Origin of the sequence: Faecalibacterium sp. OM04-11BH, from assembly GCF_003482185.1 — a bacterium.
Taxonomy (GTDB): Bacteria; Bacillota; Clostridia; order Oscillospirales; family Ruminococcaceae; genus Faecalibacterium; species Faecalibacterium tardum.
Genome location: NZ_QULS01000024.1, coordinates 1 through 16,392, shown reverse-complemented (window position 1 = coordinate 16,392; position 16,392 = coordinate 1). Strand labels below are relative to the sequence as shown.

The window sequence follows — 16,392 nt, the reverse complement described above, 5'->3', positions numbered from 1 at the left end:
TCCTTCAACCACGAAGGTTTTGTTCAGGAACGAGTCGCACGCACGTCCATGTCGTATCCGGCGCGGACAGCTTTTTTCTGCTCCTCGATCTTGCTGCGGTCGAGTTCGGTAATGGTGTGTTTGATGGTTTTGATGGCCTTATTCTGGTCAACGGACTGGATGTGCATGGTAACGATCTGGCTGGAATCCATGTCCAGAAAATCCTTCAGCAACTGGTCGCTCAGGTCGGAGGCTGTGATGTTCAGGAAGCTGACCGCCCCGAAGATACCGCCCATCTGAAAGGTACGGCTGTTCTTAAATGCCAATGCAGTAGGGGCAATGGCATCCTTTACGGACAGACCGCTGGGCACAAGGTCTTTCCAGTTGAAGTGGAACTTGTTGGCTCCATCCATGTTCAGCATCCCATGCATCAGTCGCAGGCGCTCCGTACCGTCCAGCGGCTTTGCCAGAACGCCCAACCTGTGAAAGTTGTTCATCAGGTCGTTCTGGATGTGCTCCAGCCGAGGTTTGACCTGCGCCATGCTATCGCCTTCGATGCCGTAGGTCAGAAACTTCGTTTTGGTCAGGCCGTTATTGCCCTTGGAAAGCTGCTGCCGCAGCATCTGGCTGTACTCGGCGCGCACATCGTCAAAACCATCCTGCTGGTACGGGATGCGGATGGACTTTTCAAAGTCTGCCGAATCGGTGGCGGTATTCACGAAGGACAGTTCAAAGTGGATGGAACTGTCGAAAAAGTTGAGAAAACTGCACCATTCCTCAAAGATAGCGGTCTTGTCCTCCTGCTGCGCGAGCTGATAATTGATATCCTGATACTGGATGGTGCGGGTGTAGTAGCCGGGACGGACACGGCAGGTACCGTCCTCAAACATCCGCTGGAACGGAATGCTCTCCTGTGCCGTGCGGGGCACCGTGGACTTGGGCGGCTTTTTGCCGTCCTTATTCTTTTTCAGAAACGGAATCATGGGTGTCATCTCCCTTCATAAGCAGTGCATAGTAATTGCGGGTCTGGTACGGACACACCTTCGGGCGAACAAAGCGCGCCTGAAAGTAGTACCGCAGGATCTTTTCAGCCGGCTGACCGTTCTTCTGATACATGGCCAGAAAGAACATGGGCAGCATGACCGCCATCATGCCGAGGGTAGCACCGGAATTGCCAGCGGTGTCCCGCAAAACAAAGAACAGCGGCACGCCTACGACTGCCGCTGCACCAAAACAGATAAGCTGCCGGGCGGTCAGGTTGAAGGCTACTTTGGACTTCACCTTGCTGAAATCGCGCGGCACGGAAATATAAGCTGCCAAAATTTCACCTCCTTAGTGTGCGCCCAGAATGCTTCGGGCGACGGAACCAGTCTTGAACAGCGTAAAGCACAGCAGCACCGTGTACCCCACGATGCTCCAGATCGAGTTGATGGCATCCCCGGATATTGCAACATTCTGGAGCAGAACAGCGTAGATCGCCACGCAGATCAGGATCAGGAAGCCCTGAAATCCCAGCGCAAACAGAGAACGAAGATAGTTCTGTCCAACATGGGATTGTTCGTGGTTGCCCCATGTTGCCATGGGCACCGGGGCAAGGCTGACCATCATATAGATTTCAATCATTCTTCCGTAGACGATGACAAAAATCACGATGGACAGGATGCGCATGGTGATACCGATGAAGAAGGACTGCAAGAACAGTCCGAACAGGGGTCCTACGTCCATCTGCATCATGCTGGATTGCAGCATGGAAAGCCCGATGTCGTTCACCCGCGTGTTGCCAGAAATAATGCCGCTGGAATTTGCCACCACCTGCTGCGTCACATCGAACACCGCCATGATGATGTCAAACGTATTCGAGATCATCCAAACCGAAATGGCAGTTTTGAAAATCCACTTCAAAATCAATGCCGGTTCAAACTGTGCCATATTGTTGTGTTCAGTAATCATCTGAATCAATTCATAGCAAGCAATGAAGGTCAAAATCACACCTGCAATGGGCAGTACCACATTCCGGGAGAGGGCTTCGATCATAGCGAAAACGCGCGGTTCAAAACTGGATGGTTTGGTGCCGACTTGCTGGGCGATGCCGCCCACTTGGGTGTTCACATCATCAAACAAGCCGGAAAGATTGGACATGATCGCCGCTGTCAGCAGCGACTTGATCCAATCAGAGATCGCTTTGAGAACTGTTTCCACTCAGCGCCACCACCTATCAAGAAAAATGGTTGATAAGGGTCTTGAGCAGGTTGAGCAGAAAAATAATGTGAGTCAGAATCTGCATAATAGCACCGTCCTTTCAGAATAAAGGTGAATATTCGATTTGCAATGCGTTTCCTCTTTATAATAAGAATCCGTTTGCCACGGAGGGGCTGGAAACACTTGCAAGTAAATATGTACGGGGCGGCAATCGCCGCCCGGAAAAGATCAGCCGAACAGACCGCTCAGCAGGGGGATCAGGGTGATACCAATCAGGGCAACACCGCCGCCAGCCATGAGCTGCTTCATCCCCTGACTCTTTACTGATGTGCGATAAAGAAGTAATAGAAGTGTAAAAAATTTTGCCGTTCCTATCCGGCACTTGCGCATTGTGTCGGATAGGTCGGGCGGTTATTCGGGCAAGTCCACCTTGCCAACAAAAGAATAATAAATCTCAATGTCCTGTCTGCGGGTCTTGTTCTCGTCATAGCTGCACTCATGCACAACGATTTTCTCTACAAACTCCCGCAGCAGAGTAGGGGTAAGTTCTTCAAAGCTGGTATGCCGCCGGACAACATTCATAAACTTTTCTGCGTTCACGGTGGCTTCCTGTGCTTTGGAAAGCTCCGCTTGAATAGCAGCGGCTCTTTCTTTCAGCTCCCGTTGCTCTGCTTCATAGTCTGCCGACAGCTCTGTGAAACGCTCGTCTGATATGCGCCCGGTCACGCTGTCCTCATACAGCCGCTTGAAGATAGCGGATAACTCGGCTATGCGTTTCTCGGAGGCTTCCAGTTCCTTTTTCTTGGCGGCGTTCCTGCGTTTGCCCCCGTCCTCGTTCTGCTCAATCAAGAGTTTCATAAACCGGGCTTCATGCTTTGCCGCATAGCTGGTCACTTTCCGCAGATTGGAGAGTACACCAGCGGTCAAGAGGTCGGTGCGGATAAAGTGCGCCGTACAGTCATGGGTGCGTTTCTTGTAGTTGCCGCAGATATAACAGTCCTGCTTGCGCTTGTCCGTCTGGTATCGCTGCTGATACATCACGCTGCCGCAGTCCGCACAGAACAGTATGCCGGAGAACAAACCCACTTCATCATAGCGGTTTGGGCGTTTGCGCTGTTTGCGAAGCTCCTGCACCCGTTCCCATGTTTGGGTGTCTATGATAGGCTCGTGGTGGTTCTCGAAAATCACTTGCTTTTCCGGGGGATTTTCTACACTGTGCTTGACTTTGTAAGAAAGTTTTTCTGTCTTGAAATTTACCAGACAGCCTGTGTATTCCCGGTTTTCAAGGATATGCACTACGGTATTGGTCGCCCACTTGCACTCATAGCCGGGGTGGTAGCGGCGGGTGCTGCCCGTCCTGCGGTATTCAAGCGTTCCCGGCGTGGGGATTTGCTGCTCTGTGAGCATACGGGCTATCTTGGTCGGACCATTCCCGGCAAGACAGAGGTTGTATATCTGCTTGACTACGGGTGCAGCTTCCTCGTCAATAATGAAATTTTCATCCTCGTCCATGAGGTAGCCATACACAGGCTTGCTTGTGATGGGCTTGCCATTCATGCCTTTTGAGCGTTTTACTGCTTTGATTTTCTTGCTCGTATCTCTCACCAGCCATTCGTTAAAGATATTCCGCAGCGGGGCAAAGTCATTGTCGCCCTGTGCGCTGTCCACTCCGTCATTGATAGCGATGAAGCGGACACCTTTCTGTGGGAAAATCATTTCCGTGTACATTCCCACTTGCAGGTAGTTTCGCCCTAACCTCGACATATCCTTTACGATAACTGTCCCGACTTTTCCGGCTTCAATGTCCGCAAGCATGGCTTGAAAACCGGGTCTTTGAAAGTTCGCACCAGAATAACCGTCGTCCGTGTACCAGCGCAGATTGGAAAAGCCGTTCTGCTTTGCATAGGTTTCAAGGATACGCTTCTGATTGGAAATGGAATTGCTTTCGCCTTGCAGCTCGTCCTCATGGGATAGTCTTGGGTAAAGGGCGGTAATTGGTTGTTGGTTGGTCTGTCTTAACATAAAATCCTCCGTTTCCGACAGCCAGCCCCACTATTCCGTACCTTGATTGTACCACATGGGGCGGCTGTCTGTATAGCGGCAAAAGCGTCAAATCTGCTTCTTTATGGTCGGTCAAATCGCCGTTTTTTGTGTAGCAGCTTCCGCTTCCAGCACTTTCATCATCTTGTCGGCTGCGGTGTCGGTTGCGCCCTGCTTGAAGAAGCCGGAAACGGTAAGGACGGAGTTGCCCATGCGGATTTCCGTCACACAGTCCGGGCGGCGGTCTGTTTTGGTGGTGCTTGTCTGTTTCGTTTCTGTCATAGGCTCTCCTTTCGCTGCTTCATCAGTTGCTTTAAGCGTTCCAGCTTTTCCTGTGCGGTTTCCTTTCGGAAGTTGCTGCCCGTGAAGCGGACGGGGGCGCACATGGAAGTCAGCCTGTCATAGATACGGGCGTGGGGCGTGTCCTGCGGGTGCTGCAATTCCTCCAGCGTGAGGTTGGTCGTGGCGATCAGCGGCTTGCCGCTTCGGTAACGGCTGTCAATCACGCTGTAAACCTGTTCCAGCCCGTATTCTGTTCCTCGCTCCATACCGAAATCATCAAGTATCAGCAGAGGGTAGCTGCAAAGGCGGGAAATATATTCGTTCCTGCCCTCAAAGCTGGCGGCAAGGTCACCCAGTATCGTTGCAAAGTTTGTCATGCAGACGGCAACCTCTTTTTCCATAAGGGCGTTGGCGATACAGGCGGCAAGGTAGCTTTTTCCCGTCCCCACGCCGCCCCAAAACAGGTAGCCGATATTTTCAGCCTGCATGGTTTCCCAGCTCTCCACATAAAAGCGGGCGGTTTCGGTCTGCGGGTTTCTGCCGTTGTCATGCTCAAATGTCCAGTTCCGCATAGCAGGGTCGGTAAAGCCCCGGCGTTTCAAGTCCTCCACTTTTTCAAGGTGCTTCTGTCGGCTTTCGGCGGCTTGCTGCTTTTCACGGGCTGCCCGCTGGCAGTCGCACTCTGCCGGGTGGCGGTCACGCCCGAAACAAGTCTTTCCCTCTGCAAAGTAGGCTTCTTTGGGCGTATGGCACTTACCGCAGTATAAAAGCCCGTCCTCGCCTGTGTAGTCCTCCGCTTCGGCGGTAGTGGCTGTAATGTCCGTAATCATAGCTTCAATTCCGTTTTTCATAAGCTCTCGCCCTCCTTGCATGAATAATCGGGTATGCCCTGTTTCGGGGCAGCCTTGCCTTTGGCAGCGTCCTCCTGCGCCCACTTGTAAATGGTGGCTGCATGGCTGTGGTACTGTTTCCCGGTGGAAGCGATATGGCAGGAAAGCCGGTCAATATAATACTCCCACTTGTCGGGCAGCTCTGTTTTTAGCCCGGAAAGCTCTGTATCGGTCAGTATCACATTGTTGTATCTGCCATAAGCGGCGGGGGCGGGGTGTCCCGTTTCTCCCTCTCTCTCTTTTTCTATCTCTATCTCTTTCTCTAACTCTATCTCTATCTCTGGTGGACGAATGTCGGACAAATGTCCGCCTTTTGTCCGGGGCGGTAAAAGTGCCTTGTTTTCCAGTCTTGCAGCCCGTTTCCGCTCGGCTTCGGTAGAGGACTGTCCTATCATCAGCTCAATGTCGGTCATATAGAAAGCCCCGCTGTCAAGCTGCTCCACAAGCCCCAACTGCCGGAAAATCTCTAAAGCCCTCTCAACCGTCCCTATCTGGTGGCGGGTCAGTGTCGCTATCATCTGCGCTGTGTAGGGGATATGCTCGTCAAGCTGCAATTTCCCGCCGTTTTTCAGCGATTTTAAGTACAGCTTCAAGAGGATATTGGAGTATAAAATCCCGTCTTTCATATCTTCCAGCAGCACAATGGAGTCGCTGTCAAAAAAGTTCTCTTTCAGCTTGAGGTAGTAATACTTGCGGTTATCTGCCATTGTCCCTGTCCTCCTTTTTCCGGCGTTTGGAGTAGTAGTGGGGGCAGAGTATGATAACCGCCCGGAAGCTCTGCTTGCAGCTATGGGTACAGCCCCGGCAGAGGTCATTGTATGTGATACGATCGCAGGTGGAATTCCCGACTTTCACTTGCCGCAGGAAAAAAGACCATTCCAGCCGCCGTTTCTTGCTCATTCTTGGCATGGGTGCGCTCCTTTCTGCCGTTTCCGCTGGTGTGGCGGTATCGGCGGTAATTCTGTATCATCTCGGTATCATTTTCGGGTTTTTTCTGCCCTATAAGCCCGTTAAAAAATCCTTTGGTATTTGCGGATAGGGTACGGGGCAGCCCCCTTGTTCTGTATAGGTTCGGGTACATTTTGGGGCGGTTTTTATCGTTCCTGTTCCTGCCTTTTCACAGGCTTGCGCTCCCGGTGTAAAATCTGGTCGATATTGCCCTTGACAGTCTGTAAGCGGCGGTATTCCTCCCGTTTTGCCCGGTAATCGTTGTAGCCGCTGTTTTTCTCTTGGATAAGGGTTTCAATCTCTGCTTGCAGGGCTTTATAGCTCGGCAGCTTGGAAATGCCGTTTTCCCTGAAATAGCGGGCGGCTGCGTCTGCTATGATAAAGTCGCTTTCGTACTTCTGACGGTAGGCTGCTTTTGCTTTGGCGTTTTTCTGCTGTTTCAGCCCGTCCCGGACAGGGCGGGTCTTGGAATAGGCAAGCACCTGCCGTTGCAGCTCCTTTTTCCCGTTCAGCGTCTTTTCCATCTGCTTCAGCTCTGTAAGGCTTTCCCGCATGGCGGTATAGGCGGCAGAACAGGCTTCGTCCAGTTCCTCCGGGGAAGAAAAGCCGTACTGCTGATAGGCGGTAACGGTAGCTGCCATTTGCTTTAGGTTGTGCTTTGCCGCCCAGCGGTCATAGCCCACGCCCTTGCCCTCGGCTCGCTTGGCTTCCCGGTCAACCATGCGCTGCAAGGTGTTGTCTGCCGGGGTGGTTTTTGTGGTTTTTTCCCCTTGTGACAGCTTTTTAACCGCGGCAGGGTATTCGAGTATGGCTTTGCTCTGTTCGGCGGCTCTGTGGGCGTTCTGCGTAAGCAGGACAAGGACAGCAGCCTTGTCAAAATCGTCCCCCAGCTTCCGGGCTGTGATAGGCTTTGTCCTGTCCGGCGTGAGGTAGGAAAGCCGCCCCCGGCTCTCCTTGACGGTCACACCCTCCCGCAGCAAAAGGGAAGAAAATTCGTCAAAGCTGCCAGCTTGGGAAAGTGCCTGCCGTATCGTCCGGCGCAGCTTCGCCTTGTCCGTTTCAAACTTGGTGGGCTTGGTCGGCTGTCCTGCGGCTTCTCTGACAGCGTTCTCTTTATCAAGGGCAAGCTGTCCTTTCTTTGCCGCCCAGTATTCCCGTTCGGTTATCCGTTCCTTGCTGCCGCTTAGGAGGTCGATTTGGTAAAGCCCCTCCCGGTGGCACATCTCCATGACTTCACTCTTGAAATATTCCATAGCGGCGTTGGTGCAGCGGTGCTTGCAGCCCTCCCGTGTGTCGGCTGGTCTGTCCATGTAGGGCAGAAGCGGGACTTCATAAATCCGCAGGGAGTTGATGACGATATGCACATGGATGTTGCCGCTGTGGTTATGCCCGTCCGGGTGGGTGCAGACAAGGGCCTGATGGCCGGGGAAATGCTCTTTGCAGAACTGCTCCCCCAACGCCTGCGCCCGGTCTACGGTCAGGCCGTTGTCCGGCCCGTCCCGTGGGTCAAAGCTGATGATATAGTGGTGGCTTTTCACATCCTCCCGCCGCTGATTTTTCTCATAGCGGAGATTGGAGCGCATACACGCAACGGCAAAATCCTCGCCGCCGCAGTTCAGCGTGGACAAGCGATAATCCTCACGGGGGATAAGCCTGCCGTTTTCATCAAGGACGGGCTTCATAGTAAATTCGTCATGCTCAAAGAGCAGGTATTGTTCGGCGGCTCCGTAGTCGGCGTTCTTAGAGCCTAAATGCTTGAGTGTTGCCAACGGCGTCACCTACTTTCTTTAGGACTTCATACTTGAGGGCGGCAAGGTCGGCGGCCGCTTCCCGCAATTCCTTTGCCATAGCCGGGTAGGGGCTATGCCACTCGTTGAGGGTGCGGGCAATCTGGTTGAGATTGCCGCCAATCCTGCCGTACTCGGCTGTGAGCTTCCCGACAGCGGAGAGCAGCTCGTCATTGACTGACGACACATGGAGTACGGGGCGTATGGTAGTGCGCCGGATGGCCTGCCGGAGAAATTCGGACTGACTGATACCATAGGGCGCAAGCCGTTCTGTGAAGTCGGCGTATTCTTCATCGGTCAGCCGGGTTTTCACAACATGGCTGCGGTGGGGGGTGTTGTATCGCTTCGGCATGGGCTGTAAACCTCCTTTCACTTATCACAAAAAATGGGCTGGTCTGTTAGCTATTTTCGGGGCATTTCCTGTCTGCCGGACAGAAATATTTTTGCGGCGTAAGCCGCATAGCAGGGTTTGGGGAAGGCACTCCCCAACAAGTTTCCCGCGAGGGGCAAAACCGCAGAATTGCGGATTTTGGCACCGTGGTAGAAACTTGCTCTAAGTAAGCCGTAGATTTCCCCTTGCACTTACTACTCGTATAGCTGCCGCCTGTTTTGGCCGGATTTCTGCAAAAATCTTACGGCGTGGGGCGATTTTTACCCGCAGTTCTTTCTTTCCGCTAAAGATACATTTCAAAGGCCGCCAGCTACCCGCTTGCCGGGAATTTTCTCAAATTTTCCTTTGCCTTAGAAATACAGAAAATGCAGATTTGGCTACCGCCGCAGAAAATTTTTTGTTTCCGGCTTCACCTACCTACTACGGATGACTTTGCGATTTTGCCAAACGGATAAAGAAAAAAGCAGCAAATCTTTTTCAGACTTACTGCTTTCGCTGGCCGCCGATGGGCGGTGGATATTCAGTTTTGAAAGTTCAGGTCAGGTTGGCCCGATGATGGATAGCACAATAAATTCCTGTTTTCCCTTTAAGGCATTGTGCATTTTTTCTATTTCTCTTGATGATTATTTTTTTCATAATCAATCAATGTACCTATAACAATTCCAATCAACATTCCGATACCTGCACAAATAGAAATAGCAAAAAGATTTTGCAAAAACGCCCATGCCAACACACCTATGCAACCACCGACAATAAATCCTGTTAATAAGCCAATAGTTAAGTATTTATTACTTTTCATATTGCTATATCTCCCCTAAAAGTATATTTGTCGTTGGTTCTATTATACTATGACCTGCTTCCTTTAGGAATAGATGAATTGTAAACTGGCTGGAGTGAAACCGCTAATGACAGCCAGTGTTTGTTCTTTGTTTATCGGTCAAAGCGAAATTTGAACAGGGCGGCAATGAGCTGTTGCTTTATATGTTCCTCAACTTCGGCGTTGACTTTCCCGTGTACTTTGGAACAGTAGCGGATATATCCGGCATAGTGGGAAAGAATGGTGTCGATTGCGTCCGGGTCGCCCTCATGGGCTTTGACGATTGTTTCATAGGGGAGAAGTTTACTCATAGTCATTTCCCTCCATGAGCCGCCTTAACCGCTGCAAGGCAAGCCGGATATGCCGCCCCGCTGTGCTGCGTGTCCGGCCAATATGTACGCCGATCACTCGCTGCGGCTGGCGCAGGAAATAGTAACGAAAAATTTCTTCCTGCGTCTGCTCCGGCAAAGCGAGAAAATGCCGTTTTCTGCTGTCGGCCAGGGCAATGTCCTCCATCCGCTGTCCGTCCAGGATGTGCTCCCGGATGAACTGGTAGTGGGGCAGGATGCGCGTTTTGGTCAGGCCGAGGCCGTTCAGCCAGCGGCAGTAGCCGGGGTCGGCGGCTTCGCCCGGTTCCTCGGGCGCAGCGTACACGATGTGGGCGGCGTTCATGCTGCCGGCACTCACGCCCAGCACGATGCCGTGGTAGTTGTGGAACAGCCCCGGCAGGCCCAGCTGAGCAAAAAAGTGGTTCTGGGTGGGCACGTGCCCGCCGCACAGCATCACAAAGCCGCTTTGGGGCAGAAGAGAACCGATCTCCTCGGCATTGCGGGCATCGCAGGGGATGAGCGCCGTCAGGGGCAGGTGGGCGTTCGCAAAGCTCTGGGCAAACACCCGGCACATCTCGTCGTTCTGCTCGTAGGCATAGGGGTCTGCCGCAATGGCAAGGCCCAGCACGGCGTGATCCGGCCAGACGGCCCGCAGGTTCGCCACAAAGTGGTTGCGCGTGTCCAGCACCGGAATATCCGGCCCCGGCTCAAAGGGGCAGCCGCTGGGGCTGCTGGTCAAAAACAATGTCATAATGATTCCTCATAAAAAGTGAATAAAGGCTGTGTCCATTTTAACACGATTTTGCTGCCAGCGGCAGAGCCAGAATCACCAAAAAAATCCCCTGCTTTTTGCCGTTTCGCAGAAAGCAGGGGATCTTATCATGCCTTTCGGTAATGGAACACCTTGTCCTTGGTGAGGAGCATGGCTGCGCTCACGGCCAGAGCCGCCAGCTCGGCGGCGGTGACGGCCAGCCAGATGCCGTCGATGCCCAGCAGCAGCGGCAGCAGGAGAATGGCGATCACCTGAAATACCAGCGTGCGCAAAAAGGAGATCAACGCGCTGGTCACGCCGTCGCCCAGCGCCGTGAAAAAGGAGGACGCATACACGTTGAAGCCCATGATGAGGAAGCTCAGCGCATACAGCCGGAAGGCACGGCTGGTCAGGGCCAGCAACTCCGCATCGTAGCCCACGAAAATGCGCGCTACACAGGGGATGATGAACATGGAAGCCAGCGTCAGGGTCACAGCCACCACGGCGATGAGCCGCAGGCTTTTCCGGTAGAGGTTGTGCACCTCGGTGTGGTTGCGGGCACCGTAGTGGAAGCTGACGATGGGTGCACTGCCCACGGCATAGCCCTCGAACACCGCCACGAACAGGAAGGCCGCGGACATGATGACGCCGTAGGCGGCCACGCCGTTCTCACCGGCCAGACGCAGCAGCTGGTAGTTGTACAGGATATTGACCAGCGACATGGAAAGGTTGGTCATCAGCTCGGAAGAGCCGTTGATGCAGGCATCCCGCAGGACTTTGCTGTAAAAACTGGTCTTGCACAGGTGCAGGCGGCTGGAGTTGCTGCGGTCGATGAAGTAGAACACCGGCAGTACGCCGCCCACCAGCTGGCTGATAAAGGTGGCAATGGCAGCGCCCTCCACGCCCCAGCCCCAGACGCCCACCATCAGCACATCCAGCACTATGTTGGTGCAGCCTGCGCCCACGGTGAACCAGAAGCCGAGGTGCGGCTTTTCGGCGGTGACAAAAATGCTCTGGAACATATTCTGCAGCGCAAAGGGCGGCAGAGCCAGCATCAGGATGCGCCCGTAGCGCACCGCATAGTCCAAAAGCTCCCCCTTTGCGCCCAGCAGCACGGCAATGGGCCGCAGGAACACAATGCCCAGCACGGCCAGCACACTGACCGAGACCAGAGCCGCCAGCAGGAACAGGGTAAAATAGCGGTCGGCCTTTTTCTGGTCGCCCTCGCCCAGCGTGATGCCCACGATGGCGCTGCCGCCGGTGCCCAGCATAAAGCCGATGGTGCCCAGCAGCATGGGCAGCGGTATGATGAGGTTGACCGCCGCAAAGGCCGTCTTGCCCACAAAGTTGGAGACACACAGGCCGTCCACGATGCCGTAGATGGAGGTGAACAGCGTGGTGCCGATGCAGGGCAGCACGAACCGCAAAAGGCGGAAATAGGTAAAATGATCGGAAAGCTGGATACGCTGCTTGGACATGGTGTCCTCCTTTCTGCACAAGGTGCAAAAAACGGGTCGGATAAATGTCCGTGAGTGCACGCCCGGCCTCGATCTGCTTCGTCACTACGGCAACGAAACCTCCGGCGGGGCGCTGTCTGCACGGCATCTTATCTGGCCCGTTTCAAATTACGTTGAAAACGGTCCTCCGATGAAGCGAAAAAGGGTATATCAGAATTTATTTTTGTTGTCAAGGCAGAAAAATCAAAAAAATCGGCATTCGAGGGTCAAAATTCATAAACTGTCTCTTATGTATCTTTACATTACCTTCTGAAACATATGGCGCACCTTGTCCAGGCGGCTGTTTGGACGGCGGGGCTGGATGACCGGCTGACCGACAGCGGCCTGATATCCTTTCAGCTCTGTAAGGCATACGCTCCGCCCGTTGGTGTAAAAGGCCAGATCAGTACGGTATGCCTGTATACAGCGGGCGGGAATCTCGCCAGTAATGACAACTTCATCCTTTTTTACCTGGGCCGTTTCGATGGTGGCACAGTATTTCGGTGCATCATGATAAGCCCTGGAAAGGTATTCCTGGGGCGCATAGAGGATGAAGGAGAGATAAGGTTCCAGCAGCTGCGTCCCCGATTCCTTCAATGCCTGTTCCAATACAATCGGGGCCAATGAGCGGAAGTCCGCCGGCGTGCTGACCGGACTGTAATAAAGCCCGTATTCAAAGCAAATCTTACAGTCCGTTACGTTCCAGCCGAACAAGCCCTGCTCCAGCCCGTAACGGATACCATCCCTGACAGCGTTTTGAAAACTCTGGTTCAAGTATCCCAGCGAAACCCGGCTCTCGTATTGTACACCGGAGCCAAGCGAGAGTGGTGTAACAGACAGTCCTATGGATGCCCAAAACGGGTTGGGCGGCACCTCGATATGGATGGTGTGGCTGGCTGCTTTGAGCGGCCGCTCCATATAAATGACGGAGGGTTCCTTTACCACTGTTTCAAGCTTGTATTTTTCCGACAGCAAAGCGGAAACAACCTCCAACTGCACCCGGCCCAAAAAAGAAAGAATGATCTCATGGGTGATGGAATCCACTTCGCAACGCAAAAGCGGGTCAGTATCCGCAAGTTGCGTAAGAGCGTCCAGCAGCCGTTCTCTTTGCGCTGCCGTTTTCGGCGCAATCGTCGTCCGCAGCATGGGGAGGGGGTCCTCGCGCCACCTTTTACGAGGGAGCCGGGTTTGGTCCCCTAATACATCGTTTAACCTCACGCTGTCGCTGGGAAGGATAACAATTTCACCCTGATAAGCGGTGTCTGTCCGAACAATTTCCCCTTTGGATGGAATACGCATCTCTGTGATTTTCAGCTTTTCTCTCCCGGCCAGGGCCACCGTATCCCGCAGGCGCAGCGTTCCGCTGTATAACCGTAGATAGACACGCCGCTGGCCGCAATCGGTGTACTCAACCTTGAAAACGCTGCCGCATAGGGCGGCGCCCCCCTGTTCCCCAATCGGTTGGAACAGCCCTGTCACCGCATCCATCAACGGTTGAATGCCAAGGCCATTTTTGGCGCTGCCATGATAGACTGGGAACAGGGAGGCGTCTTGAACCCGCTGCTGTTCCTCCCGCGCAAGTTTTTCCCGGCTGATTGGTTCTCCTGCGATATACTTTTCCAATAATTCATCGTTATTTTCGATGACCGCATCCCATGCTTCTATGTCGGTATTTTCCTCCAGGACTATTTCCGGGGACAGCGACACCGTCTGCTTGATGATAATATCGGCGGAGAGCTTATCCCGAACAGACTGAACCACGCTCTGCAAATCAACGCCAGCCTGGTCGATCTTGTTGATAAAGATAACGGTGGGAATGTTCATTTTCCGCAGGGCATGGAACAGAATACGGGTCTGGGCCTGCACGCCATCTTTAGCGGAGATCACCAAGATGGCCCCATCTAAAACAGCCAAAGAGCGGTACACCTCCGCCAAAAAATCCATGTGGCCGGGCGTATCCACAATGTTAACTTTACATCTGTGCCACTGGAAGGAAGTGACTGCCGCTTGAATGGTAATCCCACGCTGCCGCTCCAAAAACATGGTGTCCGTCCTCGTTGTCCCTTTTTCGACGCTCCCCGGTTCTGAAATGGCTCCGCTGGCATATAGCAGGCTCTCCGTCAAGGTCGTCTTTCCAGCGTCTACATGGGCAAGAATTCCAATATTGATTATTTTCATGTGATTGTCCTCCCTTTACAGCCCCAAAGGGCATAAAAATCCCCAGCAGTAAAATACTTTTACCACTGGGGATTCTAATTTGCGGACATACACATATACAGCATACACCTATTTGTGATTGCTGTTTTTTGAATATGTCAAAATTGATAAGGCAAAAGTATTCTTAAATTGGGTACAAAAAACCAAGCCCCCACAAAAGGAGCTATCATAATTCTTTGTTCCCACTATTTGATTATAGTTTTATTTAAGAATACCTTGCCGCATATTTTTTACTCCTTTTCTGGAATGAAGCTATTATATCACATCAGTTTTAGGAAAGCAAGTACCTAAAAGAAATTTTTCTTCCCCTTATATGTAACAATCATACCGGCTTCCTGGTGTTCAGAATGGTTTCTGCTGTCTGCTGTGGTGTTTGATTGGAATTGTCCAGCCAAAAGCCGATCCGTGGTGTTGTCTGCATAAATGTATCGTATAAGGTTTCAACCGTAAAGCCGGAATAGCCTGTTTTCTCCCTGTATCGTTCCCTTTCTTTTATTGTTTCCACATCTGGACAAAGAACGACAACCTCAACAGGGTATTTATGCAGATAATTTATCATTCGGTTTAATTCATCACCGTAGTAGTTATCTTGGATCACTACAGAAAAGCCGTTGTCAAAGTATGACCTTGCCGCATCAGCAGTCAATTTGTATCGAAGGTACAGCTGGCGGACTGCTTCCGCTGATGGGGTAGCTGACATATTTTCTCTGCCTGAAATAATCATTTTTCGGAACACATCACCACGAAGATGGACGCATTTTTCTATTGATTTTGCCAGTAAATCGGAAACTGTAGATTTTCCAGAAGCCATTAAGCCTGTAATGAGATAAATTTTTTGTTTCATTTCACTTCCTCCGGCACAAAAAATATGTACATGTAACTAATTCAACACATTTATAATTTGAATAGGGACATTATAGCATTTACTAAATACAAATTCAATGTATACGGAAAGAAAGATATAAGGAGTGGGAGGGATTCCGCCGTAGTCGGCATTGTAGGAAAATCCAAAAGTTTAGATTTTCCCACAATGCTTATCTTTTGGTCTTTGGTTCGGAATAGTGTAGTGCTGGCGGTCTATCTCTTGTTTTCGGTTGCTTGCTTCCTTACCGTACATGAGCATTGGCCGATGGGTTATCACCGCCGTAGCCCTCCATGAGGTTCACGGCACCCCACACGCCCAGACCGGCACCCAGTGCCACAACCAGAGTCTTCAGAACGTCCACTGCGCTGTTAAAGAATTCCATAGAAAAATCTCCCTTGTTTTGAAAAAGCGACCCTGCACACACCTGAAATCCGTTTGCAAAAGCCGAAAACCACGGCGAGGGTTGATTTTCCGGTGTACCTGTTGGGTCAATGGATAAAAAATAACCGCTCGTCTTATCAGGCGGGCGGGAGTGAATCAGCATCCACCATGATGAAGGTATCATCTGGGTGGATTTTTTCTTTTCGGTTCAAGAACTTCTCGATATCGAGGGCGTTCTTGGGGTCATAGTCGGAGGTGTACTTGTAGTTCGGGTGCTGGGTCAGGTCGTACTTGTCGCTCAAAAACGGGCGCACACCCCGCAATTGCAGGATGCACTTGCCGCCATCCAGCACCGCCAGTTCATCCCGGCTCATAAGTTCGTGGCCGAGTTTTTGATAGTTGGTGCCATAGCTTGGGCTATTGCCACGGGTATCAGAATTGTTGTAGCTGTCGATAGTTTCTTTTCCTAGTGCTTCGGCAAGATCTTTCAGTGTGGTAGGCTCGCTGCCGCCGAGGAAGATCTGCGAATCCATATTGCCGACAATGGTGTCGGCGTTGTCCTTGTAGATGGCTTTCAGCTGGCTGCGGGTCTGCAAAACCAGACACGCCGAGATCTCACGGCTGCGGATGGTAGCCACCAGCTTTTCCAGCTGCGGAATCTGACCGATGTTAGCACACTCATCAATGAGGCATCGCACATGGATGGGCAGCTTACCGCCGTACACATCATCGGCTTTGTCGCACAGCAAGTTGAAAAGCTGGGTGTAGATCATGGAGATCAGGAAGTTAAAGGTGCTGTCGGTATCGCTCATGATGAGAAACAGCGCCGTTTTCCGGTCACCCAGCTTGTCCAGTTCCAGCTCATCGTACATGGTGGCATCCCGGACTTCCTGAATGTCGAAGGGTGCGAGCCGGGCACCGCAGGAAATAAGGATCGACTTGGCCGTTTTGCCGGAGACAAATTGTCAAGGACTTTTTCATCAAATTCACAAAAATCTACAAAAAAGGTGCCAGAAGCAC

Annotated in this window: 15 protein-coding genes and 5 pseudogenes; all 20 read right to left on the bottom strand. The window is 52.1% G+C overall.

Features of this window, described 5'->3' with window-relative positions; translation table 11 throughout:
* Positions 1-41 precede the first annotated feature (41 nt).
* A pseudogene (locus DXB44_RS13645) lies at positions 42-962 on the bottom strand (conjugal transfer protein TraE); the annotation flags it as partial.
* Positions 937-1,299 (bottom strand): PrgI family protein, encoded by a 363-nt coding sequence (locus DXB44_RS13640; protein WP_199680619.1) that lies wholly within the window; start codon positions 1,297-1,299, stop codon positions 937-939. The pseudogene DXB44_RS13645 and the gene DXB44_RS13640, both read right to left, overlap by 26 nt.
* A gap of 12 nt (positions 1,300-1,311) precedes the next feature.
* The gene (locus tag DXB44_RS13635) at positions 1,312-2,178 is read right to left on the bottom strand and encodes a VirB6/TrbL-like conjugal transfer protein, CD1112 family (RefSeq protein ID WP_044959875.1); all 867 of its coding nucleotides are present in this window, start codon (positions 2,176-2,178) and stop codon (positions 1,312-1,314) included.
* A gap of 228 nt (positions 2,179-2,406) precedes the next feature.
* Entirely contained in the window at positions 2,407-2,568 is a 162-nt protein-coding gene (locus tag DXB44_RS13630; protein WP_097783430.1) for a Maff2 family mobile element protein, read from the bottom strand.
* A gap of 21 nt (positions 2,569-2,589) precedes the next feature.
* Positions 2,590-4,200 (bottom strand): recombinase family protein, encoded by a 1,611-nt coding sequence (locus tag DXB44_RS13625; RefSeq protein WP_002569232.1) that lies wholly within the window; start codon positions 4,198-4,200, stop codon positions 2,590-2,592.
* Between the two features lie 111 nt (positions 4,201-4,311).
* Complete coding sequence (locus tag DXB44_RS13620) at positions 4,312-4,500, bottom strand: transposon-encoded TnpW family protein (RefSeq protein ID WP_002569233.1); 189 nt, start codon at positions 4,498-4,500, stop codon at positions 4,312-4,314.
* Positions 4,497-5,351, bottom strand: a complete 855-nt coding sequence (locus DXB44_RS13615; protein WP_002569234.1) for an ATP-binding protein — start codon at positions 5,349-5,351, stop codon at positions 4,497-4,499. The genes DXB44_RS13620 and DXB44_RS13615 overlap by 4 nt, the downstream gene beginning before the upstream one ends.
* Positions 5,348-6,097, bottom strand: coding sequence for a phage replisome organizer N-terminal domain-containing protein (locus tag DXB44_RS13610; protein ID WP_002569235.1), 750 nt, complete (start codon positions 6,095-6,097; stop codon positions 5,348-5,350). Before DXB44_RS13610 ends, DXB44_RS13615 begins: the two co-directional genes overlap by 4 nt.
* On the bottom strand, positions 6,087-6,299 hold the full coding sequence (locus tag DXB44_RS13605; RefSeq protein ID WP_002569236.1) for a hypothetical protein: 213 nt from the start codon (positions 6,297-6,299) through the stop codon (positions 6,087-6,089). The genes DXB44_RS13610 and DXB44_RS13605 overlap by 11 nt, the downstream gene beginning before the upstream one ends.
* A 185-nt stretch (positions 6,300-6,484) precedes the next feature.
* Complete coding sequence (locus DXB44_RS13595; RefSeq protein ID WP_117554238.1) at positions 6,485-8,107, bottom strand: relaxase/mobilization nuclease domain-containing protein; 1,623 nt, start codon at positions 8,105-8,107, stop codon at positions 6,485-6,487.
* A complete protein-coding gene (locus DXB44_RS13590; protein WP_001126628.1) occupies positions 8,079-8,477 on the bottom strand; it encodes a plasmid mobilization relaxosome protein MobC in 399 nt (132 codons plus the stop codon). Before DXB44_RS13590 ends, DXB44_RS13595 begins: the two co-directional genes overlap by 29 nt.
* A 646-nt stretch (positions 8,478-9,123) precedes the next feature.
* On the bottom strand, positions 9,124-9,315 hold the full coding sequence (locus tag DXB44_RS14895; RefSeq protein ID WP_000841357.1) for a hypothetical protein: 192 nt from the start codon (positions 9,313-9,315) through the stop codon (positions 9,124-9,126).
* Between the two features lie 131 nt (positions 9,316-9,446).
* Positions 9,447-9,644: a helix-turn-helix domain-containing protein gene (locus DXB44_RS13575; protein ID WP_001909500.1), complete on the bottom strand. Its 198-nt coding sequence runs from the start codon at positions 9,642-9,644 to the stop codon at positions 9,447-9,449.
* Positions 9,637-9,801: pseudogene (locus DXB44_RS14890) on the bottom strand (sigma-70 family RNA polymerase sigma factor); the annotation flags it as partial. The pseudogene DXB44_RS14890 and the gene DXB44_RS13575, both read right to left, overlap by 8 nt.
* 81 nt (positions 9,802-9,882) lie before the next feature.
* Positions 9,883-10,413: pseudogene (locus DXB44_RS15015) on the bottom strand (hypothetical protein); the annotation flags it as partial.
* 128 nt (positions 10,414-10,541) lie between these two features.
* Positions 10,542-11,891, bottom strand: coding sequence for an MATE family efflux transporter (locus DXB44_RS13565; protein ID WP_118659036.1), 1,350 nt, complete (start codon positions 11,889-11,891; stop codon positions 10,542-10,544).
* A gap of 276 nt (positions 11,892-12,167) precedes the next feature.
* Positions 12,168-14,087 carry a tetracycline resistance ribosomal protection protein Tet(W) gene (tet(W), locus tag DXB44_RS13560; RefSeq protein WP_117506251.1) on the bottom strand — a complete coding sequence of 640 codons (1,920 nt, stop codon included), beginning with the start codon at positions 14,085-14,087 and terminating at the stop codon, positions 12,168-12,170.
* A 361-nt stretch (positions 14,088-14,448) separates the two neighbouring features.
* Complete coding sequence (locus tag DXB44_RS13555) at positions 14,449-14,970, bottom strand: AAA family ATPase (protein ID WP_003505403.1); 522 nt, start codon at positions 14,968-14,970, stop codon at positions 14,449-14,451.
* Between the two features lie 274 nt (positions 14,971-15,244).
* A pseudogene (locus tag DXB44_RS13550) lies at positions 15,245-15,373 on the bottom strand (Maff2 family protein); the annotation flags it as partial.
* A 136-nt stretch (positions 15,374-15,509) separates the two neighbouring features.
* Positions 15,510-16,328: pseudogene (locus DXB44_RS13545) on the bottom strand (TraG/TraD/VirD4 family protein); the annotation flags it as partial.
* Positions 16,329-16,392: the final 64 nt, after the last annotated feature.